14 protein-coding genes are annotated in these 16,115 nt (G+C 38.6%); 9 read left to right on the top strand and 5 right to left on the bottom strand.

Annotated features, from left to right (window positions below; all coding sequences use genetic code 11):
* Positions 1–182 precede the first annotated feature (182 nt).
* The 8 genes from AC4QJR_RS02895 to AC4QJR_RS02860 all read left to right on the top strand — a co-directional run bounded on the left by AC4QJR_RS02895 (position 183) and on the right by AC4QJR_RS02860 (position 8,403).
* Positions 183–1,085 carry an ABC transporter permease gene (locus AC4QJR_RS02895; RefSeq protein WP_496525209.1) on the top strand — a complete coding sequence of 301 codons (903 nt, stop codon included), beginning with the start codon at positions 183–185 and terminating at the stop codon, positions 1,083–1,085.
* 23 nt (positions 1,086–1,108) lie between these two features.
* A complete protein-coding gene (gene nikB / locus AC4QJR_RS02890) occupies positions 1,109–2,029 on the top strand; it encodes a nickel ABC transporter permease (RefSeq protein ID WP_496525208.1) in 921 nt (306 codons plus the stop codon).
* A gap of 15 nt (positions 2,030–2,044) precedes the next feature.
* Entirely contained in the window at positions 2,045–3,064 is a 1,020-nt protein-coding gene (locus AC4QJR_RS02885; RefSeq protein ID WP_496526603.1) for an ABC transporter ATP-binding protein, read from the top strand.
* Positions 3,064–4,059 (top strand): ABC transporter ATP-binding protein, encoded by a 996-nt coding sequence (locus AC4QJR_RS02880; protein WP_496525207.1) that lies wholly within the window; start codon positions 3,064–3,066, stop codon positions 4,057–4,059. The genes AC4QJR_RS02885 and AC4QJR_RS02880 overlap by 1 nt, the downstream gene beginning before the upstream one ends.
* A gap of 97 nt (positions 4,060–4,156) precedes the next feature.
* Positions 4,157–4,897, top strand: a complete 741-nt coding sequence (locus AC4QJR_RS02875; RefSeq protein ID WP_496525206.1) for a sensor histidine kinase — start codon at positions 4,157–4,159, stop codon at positions 4,895–4,897.
* A gap of 13 nt (positions 4,898–4,910) precedes the next feature.
* Positions 4,911–5,603 carry a response regulator transcription factor gene (locus AC4QJR_RS02870; RefSeq protein ID WP_496525205.1) on the top strand — a complete coding sequence of 231 codons (693 nt, stop codon included), beginning with the start codon at positions 4,911–4,913 and terminating at the stop codon, positions 5,601–5,603.
* The gene (locus AC4QJR_RS02865) at positions 5,600–6,907 is read left to right on the top strand and encodes an SLC5/6 family protein (RefSeq protein WP_496525204.1); all 1,308 of its coding nucleotides are present in this window, start codon (positions 5,600–5,602) and stop codon (positions 6,905–6,907) included. The genes AC4QJR_RS02870 and AC4QJR_RS02865 overlap by 4 nt, the downstream gene beginning before the upstream one ends.
* A gap of 23 nt (positions 6,908–6,930) precedes the next feature.
* Positions 6,931–8,403, top strand: coding sequence for an NCS1 family nucleobase:cation symporter-1 (locus AC4QJR_RS02860; protein WP_496525203.1), 1,473 nt, complete (start codon positions 6,931–6,933; stop codon positions 8,401–8,403).
* A gap of 28 nt (positions 8,404–8,431) precedes the next feature.
* Here the strand turns inward: AC4QJR_RS02860 and AC4QJR_RS02855 are convergent, their stop codons facing one another.
* The 4 genes from AC4QJR_RS02855 to AC4QJR_RS02840 form a co-directional block, all read right to left on the bottom strand.
* Positions 8,432–9,655 carry an amidohydrolase gene (locus tag AC4QJR_RS02855; protein ID WP_496525202.1) on the bottom strand — a complete coding sequence of 408 codons (1,224 nt, stop codon included), beginning with the start codon at positions 9,653–9,655 and terminating at the stop codon, positions 8,432–8,434.
* A 78-nt stretch (positions 9,656–9,733) separates the two neighbouring features.
* On the bottom strand, positions 9,734–11,299 hold the full coding sequence (locus AC4QJR_RS02850) for a glutathione ABC transporter substrate-binding protein (protein ID WP_496525201.1): 1,566 nt from the start codon (positions 11,297–11,299) through the stop codon (positions 9,734–9,736).
* Positions 11,300–11,425: 126 nt separating this feature from the next.
* Positions 11,426–12,895 (bottom strand): amidohydrolase family protein, encoded by a 1,470-nt coding sequence (locus AC4QJR_RS02845; protein WP_496525200.1) that lies wholly within the window; start codon positions 12,893–12,895, stop codon positions 11,426–11,428.
* Between the two features lie 219 nt (positions 12,896–13,114).
* Complete coding sequence (locus tag AC4QJR_RS02840) at positions 13,115–14,077, bottom strand: alpha/beta hydrolase (RefSeq protein WP_496525199.1); 963 nt, start codon at positions 14,075–14,077, stop codon at positions 13,115–13,117.
* A 241-nt stretch (positions 14,078–14,318) separates the two neighbouring features.
* Here AC4QJR_RS02840 and AC4QJR_RS02835 point away from each other — a divergent pair, with 241 nt between their 5' ends.
* Positions 14,319–15,101 carry a GNAT family N-acetyltransferase gene (locus AC4QJR_RS02835; protein WP_496525198.1) on the top strand — a complete coding sequence of 261 codons (783 nt, stop codon included), beginning with the start codon at positions 14,319–14,321 and terminating at the stop codon, positions 15,099–15,101.
* Between the two features lie 175 nt (positions 15,102–15,276).
* Here the strand turns inward: AC4QJR_RS02835 and AC4QJR_RS02830 are convergent, their stop codons facing one another.
* On the bottom strand, positions 15,277–16,062 hold the full coding sequence (locus AC4QJR_RS02830; protein WP_375374268.1) for an SDR family oxidoreductase: 786 nt from the start codon (positions 16,060–16,062) through the stop codon (positions 15,277–15,279).
* Between the last annotated feature and the right edge of the window lie 53 nt (positions 16,063–16,115).

Genomic DNA, 16,115 nt, shown 5'->3' with positions numbered 1-16,115 from the left:
TTTACAGAATATTTACTTAAATTTTAATTATATTGACACATTATTTAAAAAATATTTACTTTTTACTAAATTTTGATAATTTGTACATAATCTATAAAAAGTTTGAAAGTTTAGAAGGGGGTCCACATCTACCAGAAATGACAGCTTATCTTTCAAAAAAATTAAAATAAGGAGGGTTTTACATGTCAGTTGAAGTGAACACTGAAAATCCAATCGTAATTACACAAACAATTAATCTGCCGAAACAATCTAAATTGAAAGATTTCCTTTCTATTTTAATGGGTAATAAAGCTGCGATGGTCGGTGCAATTATTATTCTTTTTTACATTTTTATCGGATTAGTTGCACCGCTCCTAGCTCCATACGATCCCTATAAAATTATATTAGAAGATAAATTACTGCCGCCTAGTAGTGAACACTGGATGGGAACCGATGATAAAGGTAGAGATATTTTAAGCCGCATCCTATTTGGCTCAAGACTCTCGATGGGAGTGGGTTTTGCTGCTGTAGCTTTTGGCGCATTTTTCGGAATTATTTTCGGATTAGTTGCCGGATATTATGGGAAATGGGTTGATTCGTTCATTATGCGATTGATGGACGTCTTGCTCGCCTTCCCTGGAATCTTACTAGCTTTAGCCATCATCAGTGCACTAGGACCTGGCCTGATTAATGTTACGATTGCGGTTGGAGCATTTTCAGTTCCTCTATTTGCCAGAATTGTCCGCGGTTCTACGTTAGAAGTGAAACGTCTCGAATATATTGACGCCATTCGGTCGCTTGGCGCAAATGATTTTACCATTATTTTTAGACATATTTTACCAAATATTCTTTCTCCAATTATTGTCCAAGGAACTTTACGACTTGCGACGGCGATTTTATCAGCTGCCGGATTATCGTTCCTAGGTCTTGGTGCACAGCCCCCTTCTCCGGAGTGGGGAACGATGCTAAGTAATGGAAGGGATTTCTTATTCTCTGCACCATACATTGCGATTTTCCCAGGTTTAGCGATTTCTATCCTCGTTTTAGGTTTTAATATCTTTGGTGATGGATTACGCGATGCTTTTGACCCAAGAATGAAAAAGTAACCTTTAAAGGAGGTAAGTAGACAATGTTGATGTTTGTTTTGCGCCGTTTAATCCAAACGATCCCAGTCGTAATTGGGGTAACTTTTGTCGTATTTTTTATCATGCAATTAGTTCCTGGTGATCCTGCTGTTTTGCTTGCAGGGGAAGGAGCATCAAAAGAAACAGTTAATGCCATTCGCGAGCAATTAGGATTAAACCGACCATTAATGGTGCAATATTTTGACTACCTTTTGAATGTTTTTCAAGGAGACTTGGGAAGTTCACTTAAGAATAGCCAGCCCGTACTTGATGAAATAATGGTTAGACTGCCCATTACAATGGAGTTAGCGTTTTTTAGTATCCTTATCACCATCGTTTTAGGAATGGCAGCGGGAATAATTTCAGCGATTAAACCTTATTCACTTACAGATACAAGTGTTATGTTAGTTGCCCTACTTGGAATTTCCTTGCCGAGCTTTTGGTTTGGTTTAATGATGATGTATTTCTTCTCCGTAAAACTACAAATTCTTCCGGTTGCAGGCTGGGATAGTATCCTTCACGTCATCCTCCCTGCTCTAACATTAGGAGCAGGTGGTGCAGCAATAGTTGCTCGGATGACTCGTTCTAGTATGCTTGAAGTCATTAGGCAGGATTATATCCGTACTGCACGAGCAAAAGGACTCCGTGAACATGTCATTATATATAAGCACGCATTACGAAATGCCTTAATTCCAGTCATTACGGTTGTTGGACTACAGTTTGGTGCTCTTCTTGGCGGAACCGTATTAGTTGAATCCATCTTTGCGATTAATGGACTTGGCAGAATGATTGTTGATGCGATCCGCATGCGGGATTTACCAGTGGTTCAAGGGGGAGTTTTAGCCGCCTCACTTATCTTTGTGATTGTGAACTTATTCGTGGACGTATTCTACCGATTCTTTAATAAACGAATTGAACTAAATTAACGGGGGTGAATAATGATGAGCGAGAAAAATAGTCCAATTTTAGAGGTTAAGGGATTAAAAACACATTTCTCTACAAAACATGGTATTAGTAAAGCCGTTGACGGGATTGACTTTACCCTTCAAAAGGGAGAGACGTTAGGAATCGTCGGAGAATCGGGCTGTGGAAAAAGCATGACATCGCTTTCCATATTACGACTAATCCCCTCTCCTCCGGGGAAAATTGCCGGTGGGCAGGTTCTTTATAAAGGGAAAGATTTAGTCACACTTCCAGAGGATGAAATGCGGAAAATCCGCGGAAACGAAATCTCGATGATTTTTCAAGAGCCGATGACATCATTAAATCCTGTCATTCCTGTTGGAGAACAAATTGCTGAAGCATTAAGATTGCATCAAACAATGAGAAAAAAGGAAGCGTGGAATAAGGCAGTTGAAATGCTTAAACTTGTGGGAATACCTTCTCCTGAAAAAAGGGCAAAACAAGAACCTTTTCAATTAAGCGGCGGTATGCGCCAGCGTGTAATGATTGCGATGGCACTTGCCTGTACTCCGGAAGTGTTAATTGCCGATGAACCAACAACAGCCTTAGATGTAACCATTCAAGCTCAAATATTAGAGCTAATTAAAAATTTACAAAAAAAGATAGGTATGGGCGTTATTATGATTACACATGATTTAGGGGTTGTTTCTGAAACATGTGATAAGGTTGCCGTTATGTATGCCGGCAATATCATTGAACATGCGCCAACTGAAAAGATTTTTACAGATCCAAAGCATCCTTATACACAAGGATTGTTAAATTCTTTACCGAAGATCCATGAGGACCAAGAACAATTGCAAACGATCGAAGGGAGTGTACCAAGTCCGTATAATTTACCGGCAGGCTGCCGTTTTGCTTCAAGGTGCCCCTATCAAAAACCTTTGTGTCACTTGCAGAAGCCTGATTTAATAGAACAAAATGATGGGGTTAAAGTTCGTTGTTGGATGTACACTGACGAATGGACCAACCATGTGGAAAAAGAGGGGGTTGTTAACTAATGGTTATTGGTACTGAAAAAAAAGTATTGTTAAAAGTGGACCATTTGAAACAATACTTCCCTGTTAAATCAGACTCCATTTTTAAACCTAAAGCATTTGTAAAAGCAGTTGATGACGTTTCTTTTTACCTTTACGAAGGAGAAACACTAAGTATTGTTGGGGAATCAGGCTGCGGTAAATCAACTACAGGACGAGCGATTTTACGGCTCGATGAACCAACAGACGGGAATGTATATTACTCCGGCAAAGACATTCTAAGCCTCAATAATAAAGAGTTGCGAAAGCTAAGAGGAGACTTGCAAGTGATTTTCCAAGATCCCTTTGCCTCCCTTAACCCCCGGCAAACGGTAAAGCAGCTTCTAAATGAAGCAATGGCCATTCAAAATGTTGTCGAAACACCGAAAAGGATGGAAAGAATGCTGGAATTATTGGGATATGTCGGTTTACCGCAAGAAGCACTTGATCGCTATCCCCATGAATTTAGCGGAGGGCAGCGTCAGCGAATTGGGATTGCCCGTGCGCTTGCAGTCAATCCAAAATTAATTATTTGTGACGAAGCAGTTTCTGCATTGGATGTTTCCATCCAAGCCCAAATTCTTAATCTATTAAAAAAATTACAAAATCAGTTTGAGCTTACCTTTCTATTCATCTCACATGATTTGAGTGTAGTAAGGCATATCTCCGACCGAGTAATGGTTATGTATTTAGGAAAGATCGTTGAGATTGCTGACAAAAAGGAGCTATTCGATTCACCGCTTCATCCATATACAAAGGCATTGTTATCATCAATTCCGGTACCTAATCCAGTCCTAAAAAGGGAACGTATCATTTTAAAAGGAGATGTGCCTTCCCCTATTGACCCTCCCAGCGGATGTCGTTTCCATACCCGCTGTCCGTTTGCGACGGAGAAGTGTAAATTAGAGGAACCTGCCTTAAGAGAATTAGCAGTGAATCATTTTGTCAGCTGCCATTTTGCAGAGCAACTTTCGCAATAAAGTTATAATAGAAATAAAAAACTTTATAGAATATCATATTAATAAAGGGAGTATTTCTAGACTCCCTTTTTCCACATCTAAAGGAGAATCTCGTCTAATGCTTACTATTGAAGCTTTCTCCATCTACATTATGTTATGTGTCTTAGCTCCATTACTAGGTGCATTTACTTTGCTGTTTTTGTTTATATTTGAAAAACGAATTGATCTTTTAGAAAAGCAAACACGAGAAATTGCTCTTGAGAAAGAACTGCAAACAGCCCTTTATAATCAATTAAATCAGGAAATCCAACCGCATTTCCTCTTTAATACATTAAATTCCATTTTAAGCCTAGCAAGATTAGAAAGAAAAACAGAATTAATTCACTCGATTGAGACCCTTTCACGATTGCTTAAGTTTAAATATAAGACAAATACACCTTTAATAACTATTAATGATGAATTATCCTATGTTAATTATTATTTGGAAATACAAAAAATAAGGTTTCGAGACAGACTTCATTACGAAATATCCATGGATCCAACAGTAGGACAGGCTGTAATCATCCCTTTTTTAATTCAAACGCTTGTCGAGAACGCCTTTAAGCATGCATTTGACAGACATATTGGTGATGCTCTTTTAAAAATAATCATTGAAAAGAACGAGAAGGAAGTGTATGTAACTGTCTGGAACAATGCCTTAGAAGGACAGATGGTCCAATCTCATAAAGATGGACTTGGTTTGGATAATATCGCCAAAAGACTTGATCTTCTCTTTCCAGGAGATCAGACTTCAGTAAACTTAATACCTTCAGAAGACGGCACCAGTGTTTTAGCTGTTTTCCCATTTGTACTAGGATAGGAGGTCCCTCCAAATGAATATTCTTTTAGTTGATGATGAACCACTTGAATTAGAACTGCTCGAATACTTAATTCAAAAAAAGTTTCCAAACTGGAAGTTTTTTAAGGCTCTAGATGCTTCGCAAGCCATTCAAATCGTCAAACAACATGATATCTTTCTAGCATTTCTTGATATCCAACTTCCAGGTAAATCAGGTTTGGAATTAGCGATGGAACTCACTCGCTCTTATTCAATGGATATTATCATGGTTACTGCTTTTCAGAACTTTGAATATGCTCAAAGCTCGATAAGAATTGGGGTAGTTGATTATATTACGAAGCCTGTCATTGAAGAAGAGCTTTTGAACGTATTAAGCAGGTATGAGCGGTTGGGACGATATACGGAGCAAATCGTAAACGCCTTACAAATTATACATCAGGAATATAGTGAAAAATTAACATTAAATTATTTAGCTTCAAAGATTCACATTAACCCTGCCTATTTAAGCAGAAAATTTCACGAAGAAGTAGGGATGGGCTTCTCTGAATATTTAAATGATTATCGTTTAAAGGAAGCTCAAAAAATGTTAATTAATCATCCTGATTTAAGCATTAGCACGATTTCAGAAAGATGTGGATTCAATAGCCAGCATTACTTTAGTCAAATCTTTCGGAAATTGACTGGACAATCACCGAGTGACTATCGATTAAAGGAGACATACCGTTGAATAGAAGTTCTTATCAGTTATATATAAGCGGTGCGATTAAATTGGGGGTAAGCTTTGGGGTTGTTAGTCTATTAGCGAGGTGGATAACTGGCAATACGATCCTCTCTTCTCCAGAAACATTAATCAAATACGGATTAACTGGTGGAATTGGCTATTCTTTAATGGGGGCTTTGGCGCTCATCTTGTTTGGGTTTTTAGCCAAATTCATTAGAGAAAAATATCCTGATGAGCAAACGATTGGAGATGTACTGAGAAAAAAATTATCACCAAGCGGCTACTGGTATGTCATTACAATTCTTCTCATTACCAGCCTGCATTCCTTATTTATCCAAGCAATGGGAGCGGGAATCCTCATTCATATTCTGTTCCCTTTGCCTGTGTTTATAGGAATGCTATTGTTTTTAGGCTTTTGTTTTTTTGTAGGCGGTGTTGGCGGCATGCAGCGGCTGCACCAGTTATCAGGTGTGAATGTCTCATTGATCTTCGGCGCTGTTTTAGTCATTCCTGTCTATTTTTATATTCAGGAAGGTGTCCATCCTGTATATGAAGGGCTTAAACTGTTTCATCCTTATATTTTATTCTATAAAAATACAGATTCGATTTGGTTTATTTCCACAGCGATTTTGATTGGCTTTGGACAGGTCATAATTGATCGAGCAACATGGCAGAGATTATTTATCATCAAAAAGGAAAAAGTTCAAATGACCTTTACTCTAGCAGGAGTAATATGGGCTACAATCCCACTAGCTCTAACCTCCCTGCTAATGATTATTATGTTTGGCAGAAGCTATAAAGATATTTATTCGTTACTGTTTGAACTTGTTGATAAAATACAATCTACCATGCTAATTGTTTTATTTGTTTTATTTTGCTTTAGTGCGATTTCGTCGGCAATTAGTGCAGAACTTCATGCGACGACTACCTTGGTTGTAAAAAATATTATCGAATTATTTCGTCCTTTATCTGACCATGAAAGATGGAAATTCACTTATATTTTTTCAGGAAGTATTTGTATAGGTTTACTAATAATCGTGAGTATTTTTAAACCTGCTCCGCTACAATTATTGTTTTTCTCTGGGAATATTTATGCTGCCATCATTGTACCGATGTTATTTACGGTTCTAAGTAACAAATCGATTCCATCAATCATCCCCTTTTCCTCTTTGATTGGTGCCTTGGGGGGCTATATATTTATTCCGATGAATAATAACTTAACGATCATCTGGTTAAGCTTCATTATTTCTAGTGTTGTTTGTCTATTGGTTTTTATTTTCCAAACAGTATCCACTAGGATCATGCATTAATAGAAGATTGGAGGAAAACAGCATTGGGAGAAAAGCAAGTCATCCTTGATGATTCATTCTCGGATAACACAGATTTATTACCAACAAAGCTGGAAGCTAGAACATGGAAGTTTAGCCATTACTTCTCCATTTGGATAGGTTCGGTTCATAATGTTCCATCCTATGTTACCATTGGCGGTTTCTTTGCATTAGGATTATCCATATGGCAGGTATTTTGTATCATTATGATTTCATCGATAATACTCGCCGGAATGATGGCATTGAATGGTCATGCAGGGGGGAAATATGGAATCCCTTTCTCCATCTTGCTCCGAACCAGTTTTGGTCGCAAAGGAGCAATTATACCAGGGGTATTAAGGGGGATCATCGCAGCCATTATGTGGTTCGGTCTGCAAACCTATGCTGGAAGCCTTGCCGTAACTATTTTAATTGCAGAATTTTGGGAGCCCTATCCAACGTTAGGAGCAGATTGGAGTTTTTTAGGATTATCTTTAGCCAACCTTATATCCCTTCTCCTCTTTTGGATGATTCATGTCTTTTTTATTTTTGCAGGGGTAGATGCATTAGGAAAGTTAACAAAGCTACTCTCTCCATTGGTATTTGTTGTTTTTGGCGGAATGTCCATTTGGGCAATTAATTTAGCAGGCGGAATTATCCCAATCTTAAACTATAGCGGGAAAGGTGTAGAAGGAAATAGTATTTTGATCATCCTAAGCTGTATTTCAGCGATATTAGCAACATGGGTGGCACAAATACTAAGCGTTTCTGATGTTACCAGGTATTCGTGCACCAATAGAGGCCAGTCATGTGGTCAAGTTGTTGGACTTCTACTTACCTATTTATTGTTTGCTGTTGCAAGTATTACCATCATCGTTGGGTCTGAAATTGCTTTCGGAGTTCCAATCTGGAATGTTCTTGAAGTGATTAATCGATTTGATAGCAAATTTGCCATTGTCCTTTCCCTGCTTACTATTTGTTTAACGACATTATCTGTAAACATTGTAGGTAACATTATTCCTGCAGGGTATCAACTGGCCTCCTTATCCCCGAAAAGATTAAACTTTAAATCTGGTGCCTTCATTGGTACCATTATTGGATTACTCATTATGCCTTGGAAGCTGATGGAGAGTCCTACAAGCATTTTTACTTTTTTAAATATGGTCGGTGGAATGTTAAGCCCTGTAATTGGTGTGATGCTTGCGGATTATTTTATTATTAAGAAAAGAGAAATCAATTTACAAGAATTATACTTTCCAAATGGTAAGGGCTGTTTCTCAAACGGAGTAAACTGGCCTGCGCTGCTTACCACTCTATTCGCTGGGGGTATTAGCCTGATTGGTAGATTTATTGATATCCTTGAACCGATTTATAATATTTCGTGGTTTACGGGGATCATCGTTTCAGTCGTCCTATATTTACTATTTATTTATTTGAATAAACTGATACTCGCCAGTAGAACAAATAAGGATTTGGCAAGTATAGCAAAAGGGAGATGATGTTTTCATCCCCCTTTTCTATTAATATCTAGCTAATGGAACCTGAAACCAAGGTACCTTGATAAAAGACTGCCTTTCGGTTTGAACGTCTGGCAACGACTTCGGCAGAACAACTTGCTTCTACTAAAATCATATTGGCAGCATCCCCTTCTTTTGGCCATTGCTTTCTGCCATCTCTGTCTAAAGGCGTCAAACCACCAGAAATATATTTTAATGCTTGCGAGAGAGAAACTTCATCTGTCCATCGACTCCGTTCAATTAGTCGGCCTAGCCTTTCAAGAACGTCTCCATTTCCAGTCGGCCACCATGAATCAAAAATATTATCATTTCCAATGGCCACATTAACACCACATTCTGAGAGCAGGCTTACTGGAGGAATGTTTCTGCCAATTGGGAGGCTCGTCACAATCGAAATACCTGCCTCCCTTAATAATTCAGCCATATCTACGGCTTCTTCCCTCGATACATCTCCAAGTCCAAAGGCATGACTGATTGCTACTCTTCCTTCCCAGCCAGCTTGTTTCGTTAAATATGCAAGACGTTTCATCGTGAAAGTACCTAAGTGACCAGGATCATGTAAATGCAAATCAATATCGGCATCACCTTCAACTGCTAAATCCATTAACTGTACCAATGATGCTTCAATATTATTGTCGACCGTTGCTGGATCAACAGCTCCGACTATCCCTGCCCCCTTTCTCAAAGCTTCTCTTACAAGCTCTACTGTTCCTGGACGGAGCAAGCCATGCTGGGCAAACGCAACAATTTCAGAGCTTATTTTATTGGAATAAGCTTCTAGAGCTTGTTGAACACCTTCTAAGTTTTGCAATCTCACCTCAGGATATATATCAACATGTGTTCTGACATGGGTGGATCCGTATGATAGTAATACTTCAAGCAAGGATTCAGCACGTTTTTGTGTGCTAGATGCGATAGAAGCCAGGATATTCTTTTCAATATCACAGCGTTCAATTACACCTGAAGCAGGGATACAAGCACGCCATTGATCACCCATATAGGTTTTATCAAGGTGTACATGCTTTTCGATGAAAGAAGGAAGCAAAAGCATTCCTTTTGCATCAATTACAGGTAACCCAAATTCAAATGGCTCCGAAGGTTTTATTATTTTTGAAATTTTCCCATCCTCTATTAATAAATGACACCTCTCAGTCATAGTTCCTACAACTCTACCATTTTCTTCATTATACCCTGTTTCTATATGTGCATTCTTTAACCAATACTTGCTATTCATTTCCATTCATCCTTTCATTGTTAACTACCACGATAAAAGAGGTTACCTAAAATGGATATCCCTCTTTCAAGATGCATCTTAGTGAATTGACACATCATTTATTTCTAAATAGCCCGATGGACTAATAGAAAAACCTTTTACGCCTTTTCCAACAGCCGCTAAATTTTCAATCACTCGAACAGGAATATAAACAGCCTCTTTCATTTCTATTTCTTGTGACTTCGCGTATAGTTCTTTTCGTTTTTCTTGGTCTTTTTCACTGCGTGCAGCCTCTATTAAACGATCGACCTGTTTATTACTGTAAAAGAAGGTATTCCCCGCTCCACCCTGCGAGCTTGTATGGAAAAGGTTATACTGATTATAATCCGCATCACCTGTAGCATTTCTCCAGCTAAGGATAAACATTTCAGAGTCCCCCTTATTTACTTGGTCAACAAACGTACCGTATTCCAACACCTGAATTTTTAAATTGACACCAATACCTTTTAACTGTGATTGCAGAACTTCAGCCATGTTCACTCTTTCTTTGCTATCCATCGTTTTAAGTGTAACTTCAAAACCATTTGGATAACCTGCTTCAGCTAGTAATCTCTTTGCTTCATTTAAGTTATATTTATACGATTCCATATTAGGATGGTAACCGAAAACCTTTGAGCCTAATAAGGAATTAGCCCTTTTTCCCACATTATTATAGACACCTTTAATAATGGAATCCATTTCAACCGCATGGGCGATGGCCATTCGAACCTTTTCATTATTAAATGGTTTCTTTTGAACATTAAAGCCAATATACTCTGTTCCATATCCTTCACTACGGTAAACATCGATTGCTTGTGAAGCCTTTACGGTGTCCATCATTGGTACAGAAAGGGGTTCAGCTATTTGAGCTTCACCTGTTTCTAGCATGGAGATTCTAGTTGTTTCCTCGGGTACAACCTTAAATACGACTTTATCGATCTTCGCCTTATCTCCCCAATATCTATTGTTTTTTGTTAATTCAATTTCTTGTCCAGGTGTCCATGATTTGAATACAAATGGACCTGTCCCATTTGGTTCTTTAATAATGTTTTTCCCGTATTTCTCGATAGTTTTTGGACTAATAATCCCGCCTTCATGACTGGCCAAAATAGAGAGTAATGGAGCAAACGGCTCTGTTAATATAAATTGAACGGTGTAGTCATCAATTACCTTTACTTCTTTTACCATTTTAAAAACAATAGCTCTAGGTGATGCCACCTTTGGATCTAAAAGTCGATCAAAGGTAGCTTTTACAGCATTGGCATTAAAAGCGGACCCGTCATGAAATTGAACACCTTCTCGTAATTTAAACTCCCATCTCGTATCATCTAGTTGCTCCCATTTTTCCGCCAGCAATGGCTGGATTTCACCATTATGATCACGGCCAACTAACCCCTCATAGATTTTGCGATGGGTAACACTTGCAGCATTGATTGTTGACATAAACTGTTGATCTAGATTTTCAGCGTCTGACAATCGGGCAATAACTAATGTACCGCCATCCTTAGATTCTGTGCTTTTACCATTGTTTTTTGTGCTAGCATCTTTACTTGTCGAACAGCCGGTAATGACAAACACCGTCAATATTACTAAAAATAATCTTCCAAGCCCCTGCCTAGCTTTCATAATCACTACCCCCTGAATATTTTTATAAATTTTACATCCGTTTGTCTAATTATAAAAAATATTCAGATAATTTTATTTTGAAAATCTTTACTTTATTTATCAATTTCTTTACTTCTTTTTTTAAAATCAGATGGAATCCACTATTTTGAAGGAGGGGGGAAACAATTCTCTTTCAGTCAATTGCTGATAATCTCTTTCGAAATATCCTTTTCTCATTTTGTTAAAATATTGTTGTCCCTTGGTTTTCATTTCTTCTAAATCAAGATTAGGTATTTTTTGGTCCTTCATTACAATCCTTCCGTTTATTATGGACAGTTTCACATCTCTTCCTGTTCCGCTTACAATCATCGTTCGGATTGGGTCATCGAGAACTCCTAAATGATATCCATTTAAGTCAATGGCAATAATATCTGCTTTCGCCCCAACAGCTAAACGGCCAAGGTCATTTCTTCCAAGGAACGCAGCTGCTCCAAGTGTGGCCGCCCGAAAGAAATCGGCGTACGTGGAACCCTCGACTTCCTTTTCTATGAATCGGGAAAACATGCTGCCTGTTCGAATGTTTTGAAACATATCTGGCGGAAATGTATCTGTTCCTAGTGCTAAATTGATACCTGCCCGTTTATATCTAGCAAATGATTCTAATGCCGAAGTATGCCTGCCAATGATTAAAGGACAATGAATAACCGTTGTATTCGTTTCTTTCAGAAGGGCTAAATCATTACCCTCACCAAATTTCGCTTCACTATAACCAGCAATAAAGTGGGCATGCGGGATTCCTGTTTTTGGTCCTAAAAAACCAAGGTCATATAAATAACGAATAGGGGTTACACCGTGTTTTTCAACGATGGTATGATATTCAAAGTCTCCTTGTGCTGCATGAAGTTTAATTGGAACTCCTAATTTATCACTATAGTATTTTGTTTGTGTCAAACTTTCTGAGGTCTGACACTCAATTCGTTCGGGTGCCAGCATCCCTCTAACTAATCCATCATAAGCTCCGTCAAATTCTTCTACAAACCTTACAGCATCATATAATCCAGCCTTTCCTGCTTCTTCATCCCAGTACAGTTGGATCGTACCATCAGGTTTTACCATCCTGATTCCAGATTGGTAGCTTGGCCCAAGATAGATTCTTAATCCCAAACTTCCAGCATGGTCTGCTGCGGCAGTAAGCTCCTCGTACGTTTCTGCCCATTTTTTATAAAGTACCGATGTAATTGGCATCGCAGTAGTAACCCCATGGAGAATCAGTTGTGAGTAGGCATAAAGGGATTTGAAATCTTCTTCCTCAGCTGTCATAACTTCATGGTTTCCATTTTTTATATACTGCTCCGACCAAAGCAGGTTATTCTGTCTGTTTGTTCTTGCCTCTAAATGTAAAATATCATGGTCAATATCACCCAATGCATTTAAATCGATAAACCCCGGACTAATGATGGCTTTCCCCATATCGATTACCTTGTCCACTTTGCCAAGATAATTTTTGCCGACAAAGATGATCTTATCATTTTCAAAAACAACTTCTGCATTTTCAATTAAGACGTGGTCTACTCCATCGTAACCAATAACGTACCTTCCCATTAGTTTGGTTTTCAATACAATTAGCTCCTTTCATTAAGCAGAAGAAGGCTTATTTAGACTTCCATTAGTATCATTATAAAAAAATCTACTATTTTATTTTTTCGAAATCATTACCCTTTTTTATAATATTTCTACCTATTTCTAATCAGTTTCCTACAAAGAAGAAAAAGTAAATCAAAAAGGCAGACAGTGGGACTGTCCGCCTTTTTTGTTTACTTTTAGTGAAACTATGTTTTACCTATTTTTCACTGTACTCTTACGGTGCAGTACATGCTTTACAGCACCCACATACTCAGCAACGGCACGCTGACTAATAGAAGCGTTCGGATTTAGTCCTTCAAATCCATGATAACATCCAGGATAAAGGTGGAATTCCACATCAACGCCAGCCTGGCTGAGCTTTGTTACATAAGTAAGTGTCTCGTCACGGAATGGATCTAATTGCCCTACGCACGTATAGGTATATGGGAGCCCCGTCAGGTCGGTTGCTCGCGCCGGCGCCGCATATTCCGAAACATTTTCTGTACGATTTTCCCCATTGAGGTACATGGACCAGCCTTTTTCATTGAGGTCATGGTTCCAAATCATATTTCCAGTTATCTCCAAACTAGATGGAGAATTATTGTGATCATCAATCATCGGATATAGCGGCATTTGGAAACATAATTTAGGACCTTTTCGATCGCGGGCCAATAGTGCGAGTGCTGCCGTTAAGCCTCCGCCTGCACTAGCCCCCGCTGCTCCAATGCGGGACGAATCAATACTTAAGTCATCAGCATTTTCAGAAACCCATTTTAGGGCAGCATAGCAATCTTCCAAGCCTGCTGGAAATGGATCCTCAGGAGCTAATCGATAATCGACAGAAATGACCACACAATTCGCATCAATGACAAATTGTTGGCATAAAACATCATTTTCCTCAGGTGTTCCAAGGACATATCCGCCGCCGTGAATCCACAAAAGAGCAGGCAATCTCTCATCTTTTTCTTTTGGTTCATAAATTCGTACCCTAACTTCAAGGTTAGCCTCTGGACCAGGAATCCTCCGGTCATAAATAGCAACATGCTCGTCTATTGGTATTTCGATAGAATCTGCCGCCTCCGCCATAAACTGTCTAAATTCTTTTAGGTTGTCCAAATCAAGCGGTGGAAATAATTCGAGCGTCTCTCTCAATTCAGGGTCAATTCTATTCTTCATCGATAATCCCCTTTACTAGCAATCTTATTTTAGAAACTTCAACAATAATTTATACGCTTACAAAATAGTGGGTATGACTTTTTTTGAATAACTTTCAGTTATTCAGATATTAAAACTTACGGATACTCCCCCTTGTTTCACAACAATATAGAAAAATTCAGGGTTTAGGTTCTAGAATTCTATAAAACACTTGAAATTTTCCAATTATTTCGTTACCTTTTGAAAATAAGGGGGAGTTGCCGTGATTAGAAAACTTACGGACCAAGACCATCAACGGGTTTTTGCTTTTTTAAGTGAGGAACCATCTATAAATCTATTTATCATCGGGGATATTGAGGCATTCGGTTATTCTTCGGAGTCCCAAGAACTCTGGGCCGAATTTAATGAAGAGAATATAATAATAGCCGTACTTCTAAGGTTCCATCAATCTTTTATAGCTTATGCAAAAGAAGATTTCGATACAAGCGGCTTTGTATCGATTATGAAAAACTACAGCCAGCCCATTCTCTTATCTGGAAAATCGGATATTGTAGCAAAATTTGAAGCATATGATGAGCTTCAGCTTGGTAAAAAACAAGTGACTTATTTTGCCGAGTGTCGTACCAATAAATTCCTGTCTCCTGACGATATCGTATATAAAAAGGCTAGCATCGAAGACGTTGATCAAATTTTAGAACTCCGCAAATCTATTGAAGAATTTTATGTTAGAGATGATGCCCGGGATGTTTTGGTACAATCCATTGAGGCGAATACATCAAGAACCTATTTTACAGAGGAAAATGGGGTTATGACCGCTTGTGTTTCAACCGCAGCGGAAAATTCAATGTCTGCAATGATTGTAGGTGTCTGCACCAGAAAAGAGTATCGCCGAAAAGGCTTAGCCACTTCTATTATGAAAAAAGTGGTTCAGGATGTCCTAAATGAAGGCAAAACCCTTTGCCTATTTTATGATAATCCTGAAGCAGGCCGGATTTATAAGCGGCTGGGCTTTAAGGATATTGGAATGTGGACCATGCACCGCTGATCGTTCTGTTCAATGGCTCGAACACCAAAAGAGACTGATCATCGCTCATTGGGAAATTACTTCGAAGAGATTGGTTTCATTTTCACCTTAACTACTAACTGTTTAACATTTTCAATTTACCGATGAATTTAAACAAGACAGAGAGCATTTTGCCCACTGTCCTCTTTTCTGCTAACTATATGGACGTAACCATCCCGCCATCTACAAGTACAGAACTACCGGTTATATATGTACTTGCATCTGATACAAGAAAGGTTACAACTCTGGCGAATTCTTCGGGTGTGCCATACCTTCCTAAAGGTATGGCTCTTTTAGACTGAATCTCTGCTTCTTCTAAGGAAATCCCCTGCTTTTCAGCATTCAGTTGATCAAGATGAGTAGTCCTGTCTGTTTGGATTCTGCCTGGAGCAACTGTATTAACTAAGATATTATAAGGTGCAAGTTCTTCAGCAAGTGTTTTAGTCAGCCCTACAATTCCTAGACGGAATGTATTAGAAAGAATGAGGCCTGGAATTGGCTGTTTAATTGATGTGGAAGCAATATTAATAATTCTTCCTCCACCCTGCTTCATGTCAGGCAGCACTTCACGAATAATTCTAATGTAGCTAAAGAGATTCAATTCGAATGCTTTTTGCCAATCTTCATTAGAAATCTGTTCAAACGTCCCTCCAGGAGGACCCCCCGCATTGTTAATCAAAATATCGATTTTTCCAAACGTTTCGCGGGTGAACTGTACCAATGAATGGATATCATCTAGATTCGTAATATCGGCACGATGATAGGCGACCCTGCCTTTCCCGAGCTGATGTAATTCCTCCTGTACTTTTTGCAGCTTTCTCTCATCACGACTCGAAATCACCACGTTTACTCCTTCTTCTACTAATTGTGCGGCGATGGCTTTTCCAAGGCCCTGACTCGAGGCGATTACAATAGCGTTTTTCCCTTGTAAATTTAAATTCATATGTAAGCTCTCCTTATTTTTCATTTTTCAATTATCATTTTCAGCCCAGACTT

This window comes from Neobacillus sp. BP17 (assembly GCF_059579525.1).
The sequence above is the reverse complement of the archived record's forward strand: the minus strand, read 5'-3'. Positions and strand labels throughout refer to the sequence as shown.

What these genes read in the sequence shown, in the direction of transcription:
- AC4QJR_RS02870 (WP_496525205.1), top strand. Translation starts at nt 4,911, where the DNA reads ATGAATATTCTTTTAGTTGATGATGAACCACTTGAATTAGAACTGCTC.
- AC4QJR_RS02855 (WP_496525202.1), bottom strand. Translation starts at nt 9,655, where the DNA reads ATGAATAGCAAGTATTGGTTAAAGAATGCACATATAGAAACAGGGTAT.
- AC4QJR_RS02880 (WP_496525207.1), top strand. Translation starts at nt 3,064, where the DNA reads ATGGTTATTGGTACTGAAAAAAAAGTATTGTTAAAAGTGGACCATTTG.
- AC4QJR_RS02840 (WP_496525199.1), bottom strand. Translation starts at nt 14,077, where the DNA reads ATGAAGAATAGAATTGACCCTGAATTGAGAGAGACGCTCGAATTATTT.
- AC4QJR_RS02885 (WP_496526603.1), top strand. Translation starts at nt 2,045, where the DNA reads ATGAGCGAGAAAAATAGTCCAATTTTAGAGGTTAAGGGATTAAAAACA.
- AC4QJR_RS02875 (WP_496525206.1), top strand. Translation starts at nt 4,157, where the DNA reads ATGCTTACTATTGAAGCTTTCTCCATCTACATTATGTTATGTGTCTTA.
- AC4QJR_RS02830 (WP_375374268.1), bottom strand. Translation starts at nt 16,062, where the DNA reads ATGAATTTAAATTTACAAGGGAAAAACGCTATTGTAATCGCCTCGAGT.
- nikB (WP_496525208.1), top strand. Translation starts at nt 1,109, where the DNA reads ATGTTGATGTTTGTTTTGCGCCGTTTAATCCAAACGATCCCAGTCGTA.
- AC4QJR_RS02895 (WP_496525209.1), top strand. Translation starts at nt 183, where the DNA reads ATGTCAGTTGAAGTGAACACTGAAAATCCAATCGTAATTACACAAACA.
- AC4QJR_RS02850 (WP_496525201.1), bottom strand. Translation starts at nt 11,299, where the DNA reads ATGAAAGCTAGGCAGGGGCTTGGAAGATTATTTTTAGTAATATTGACG.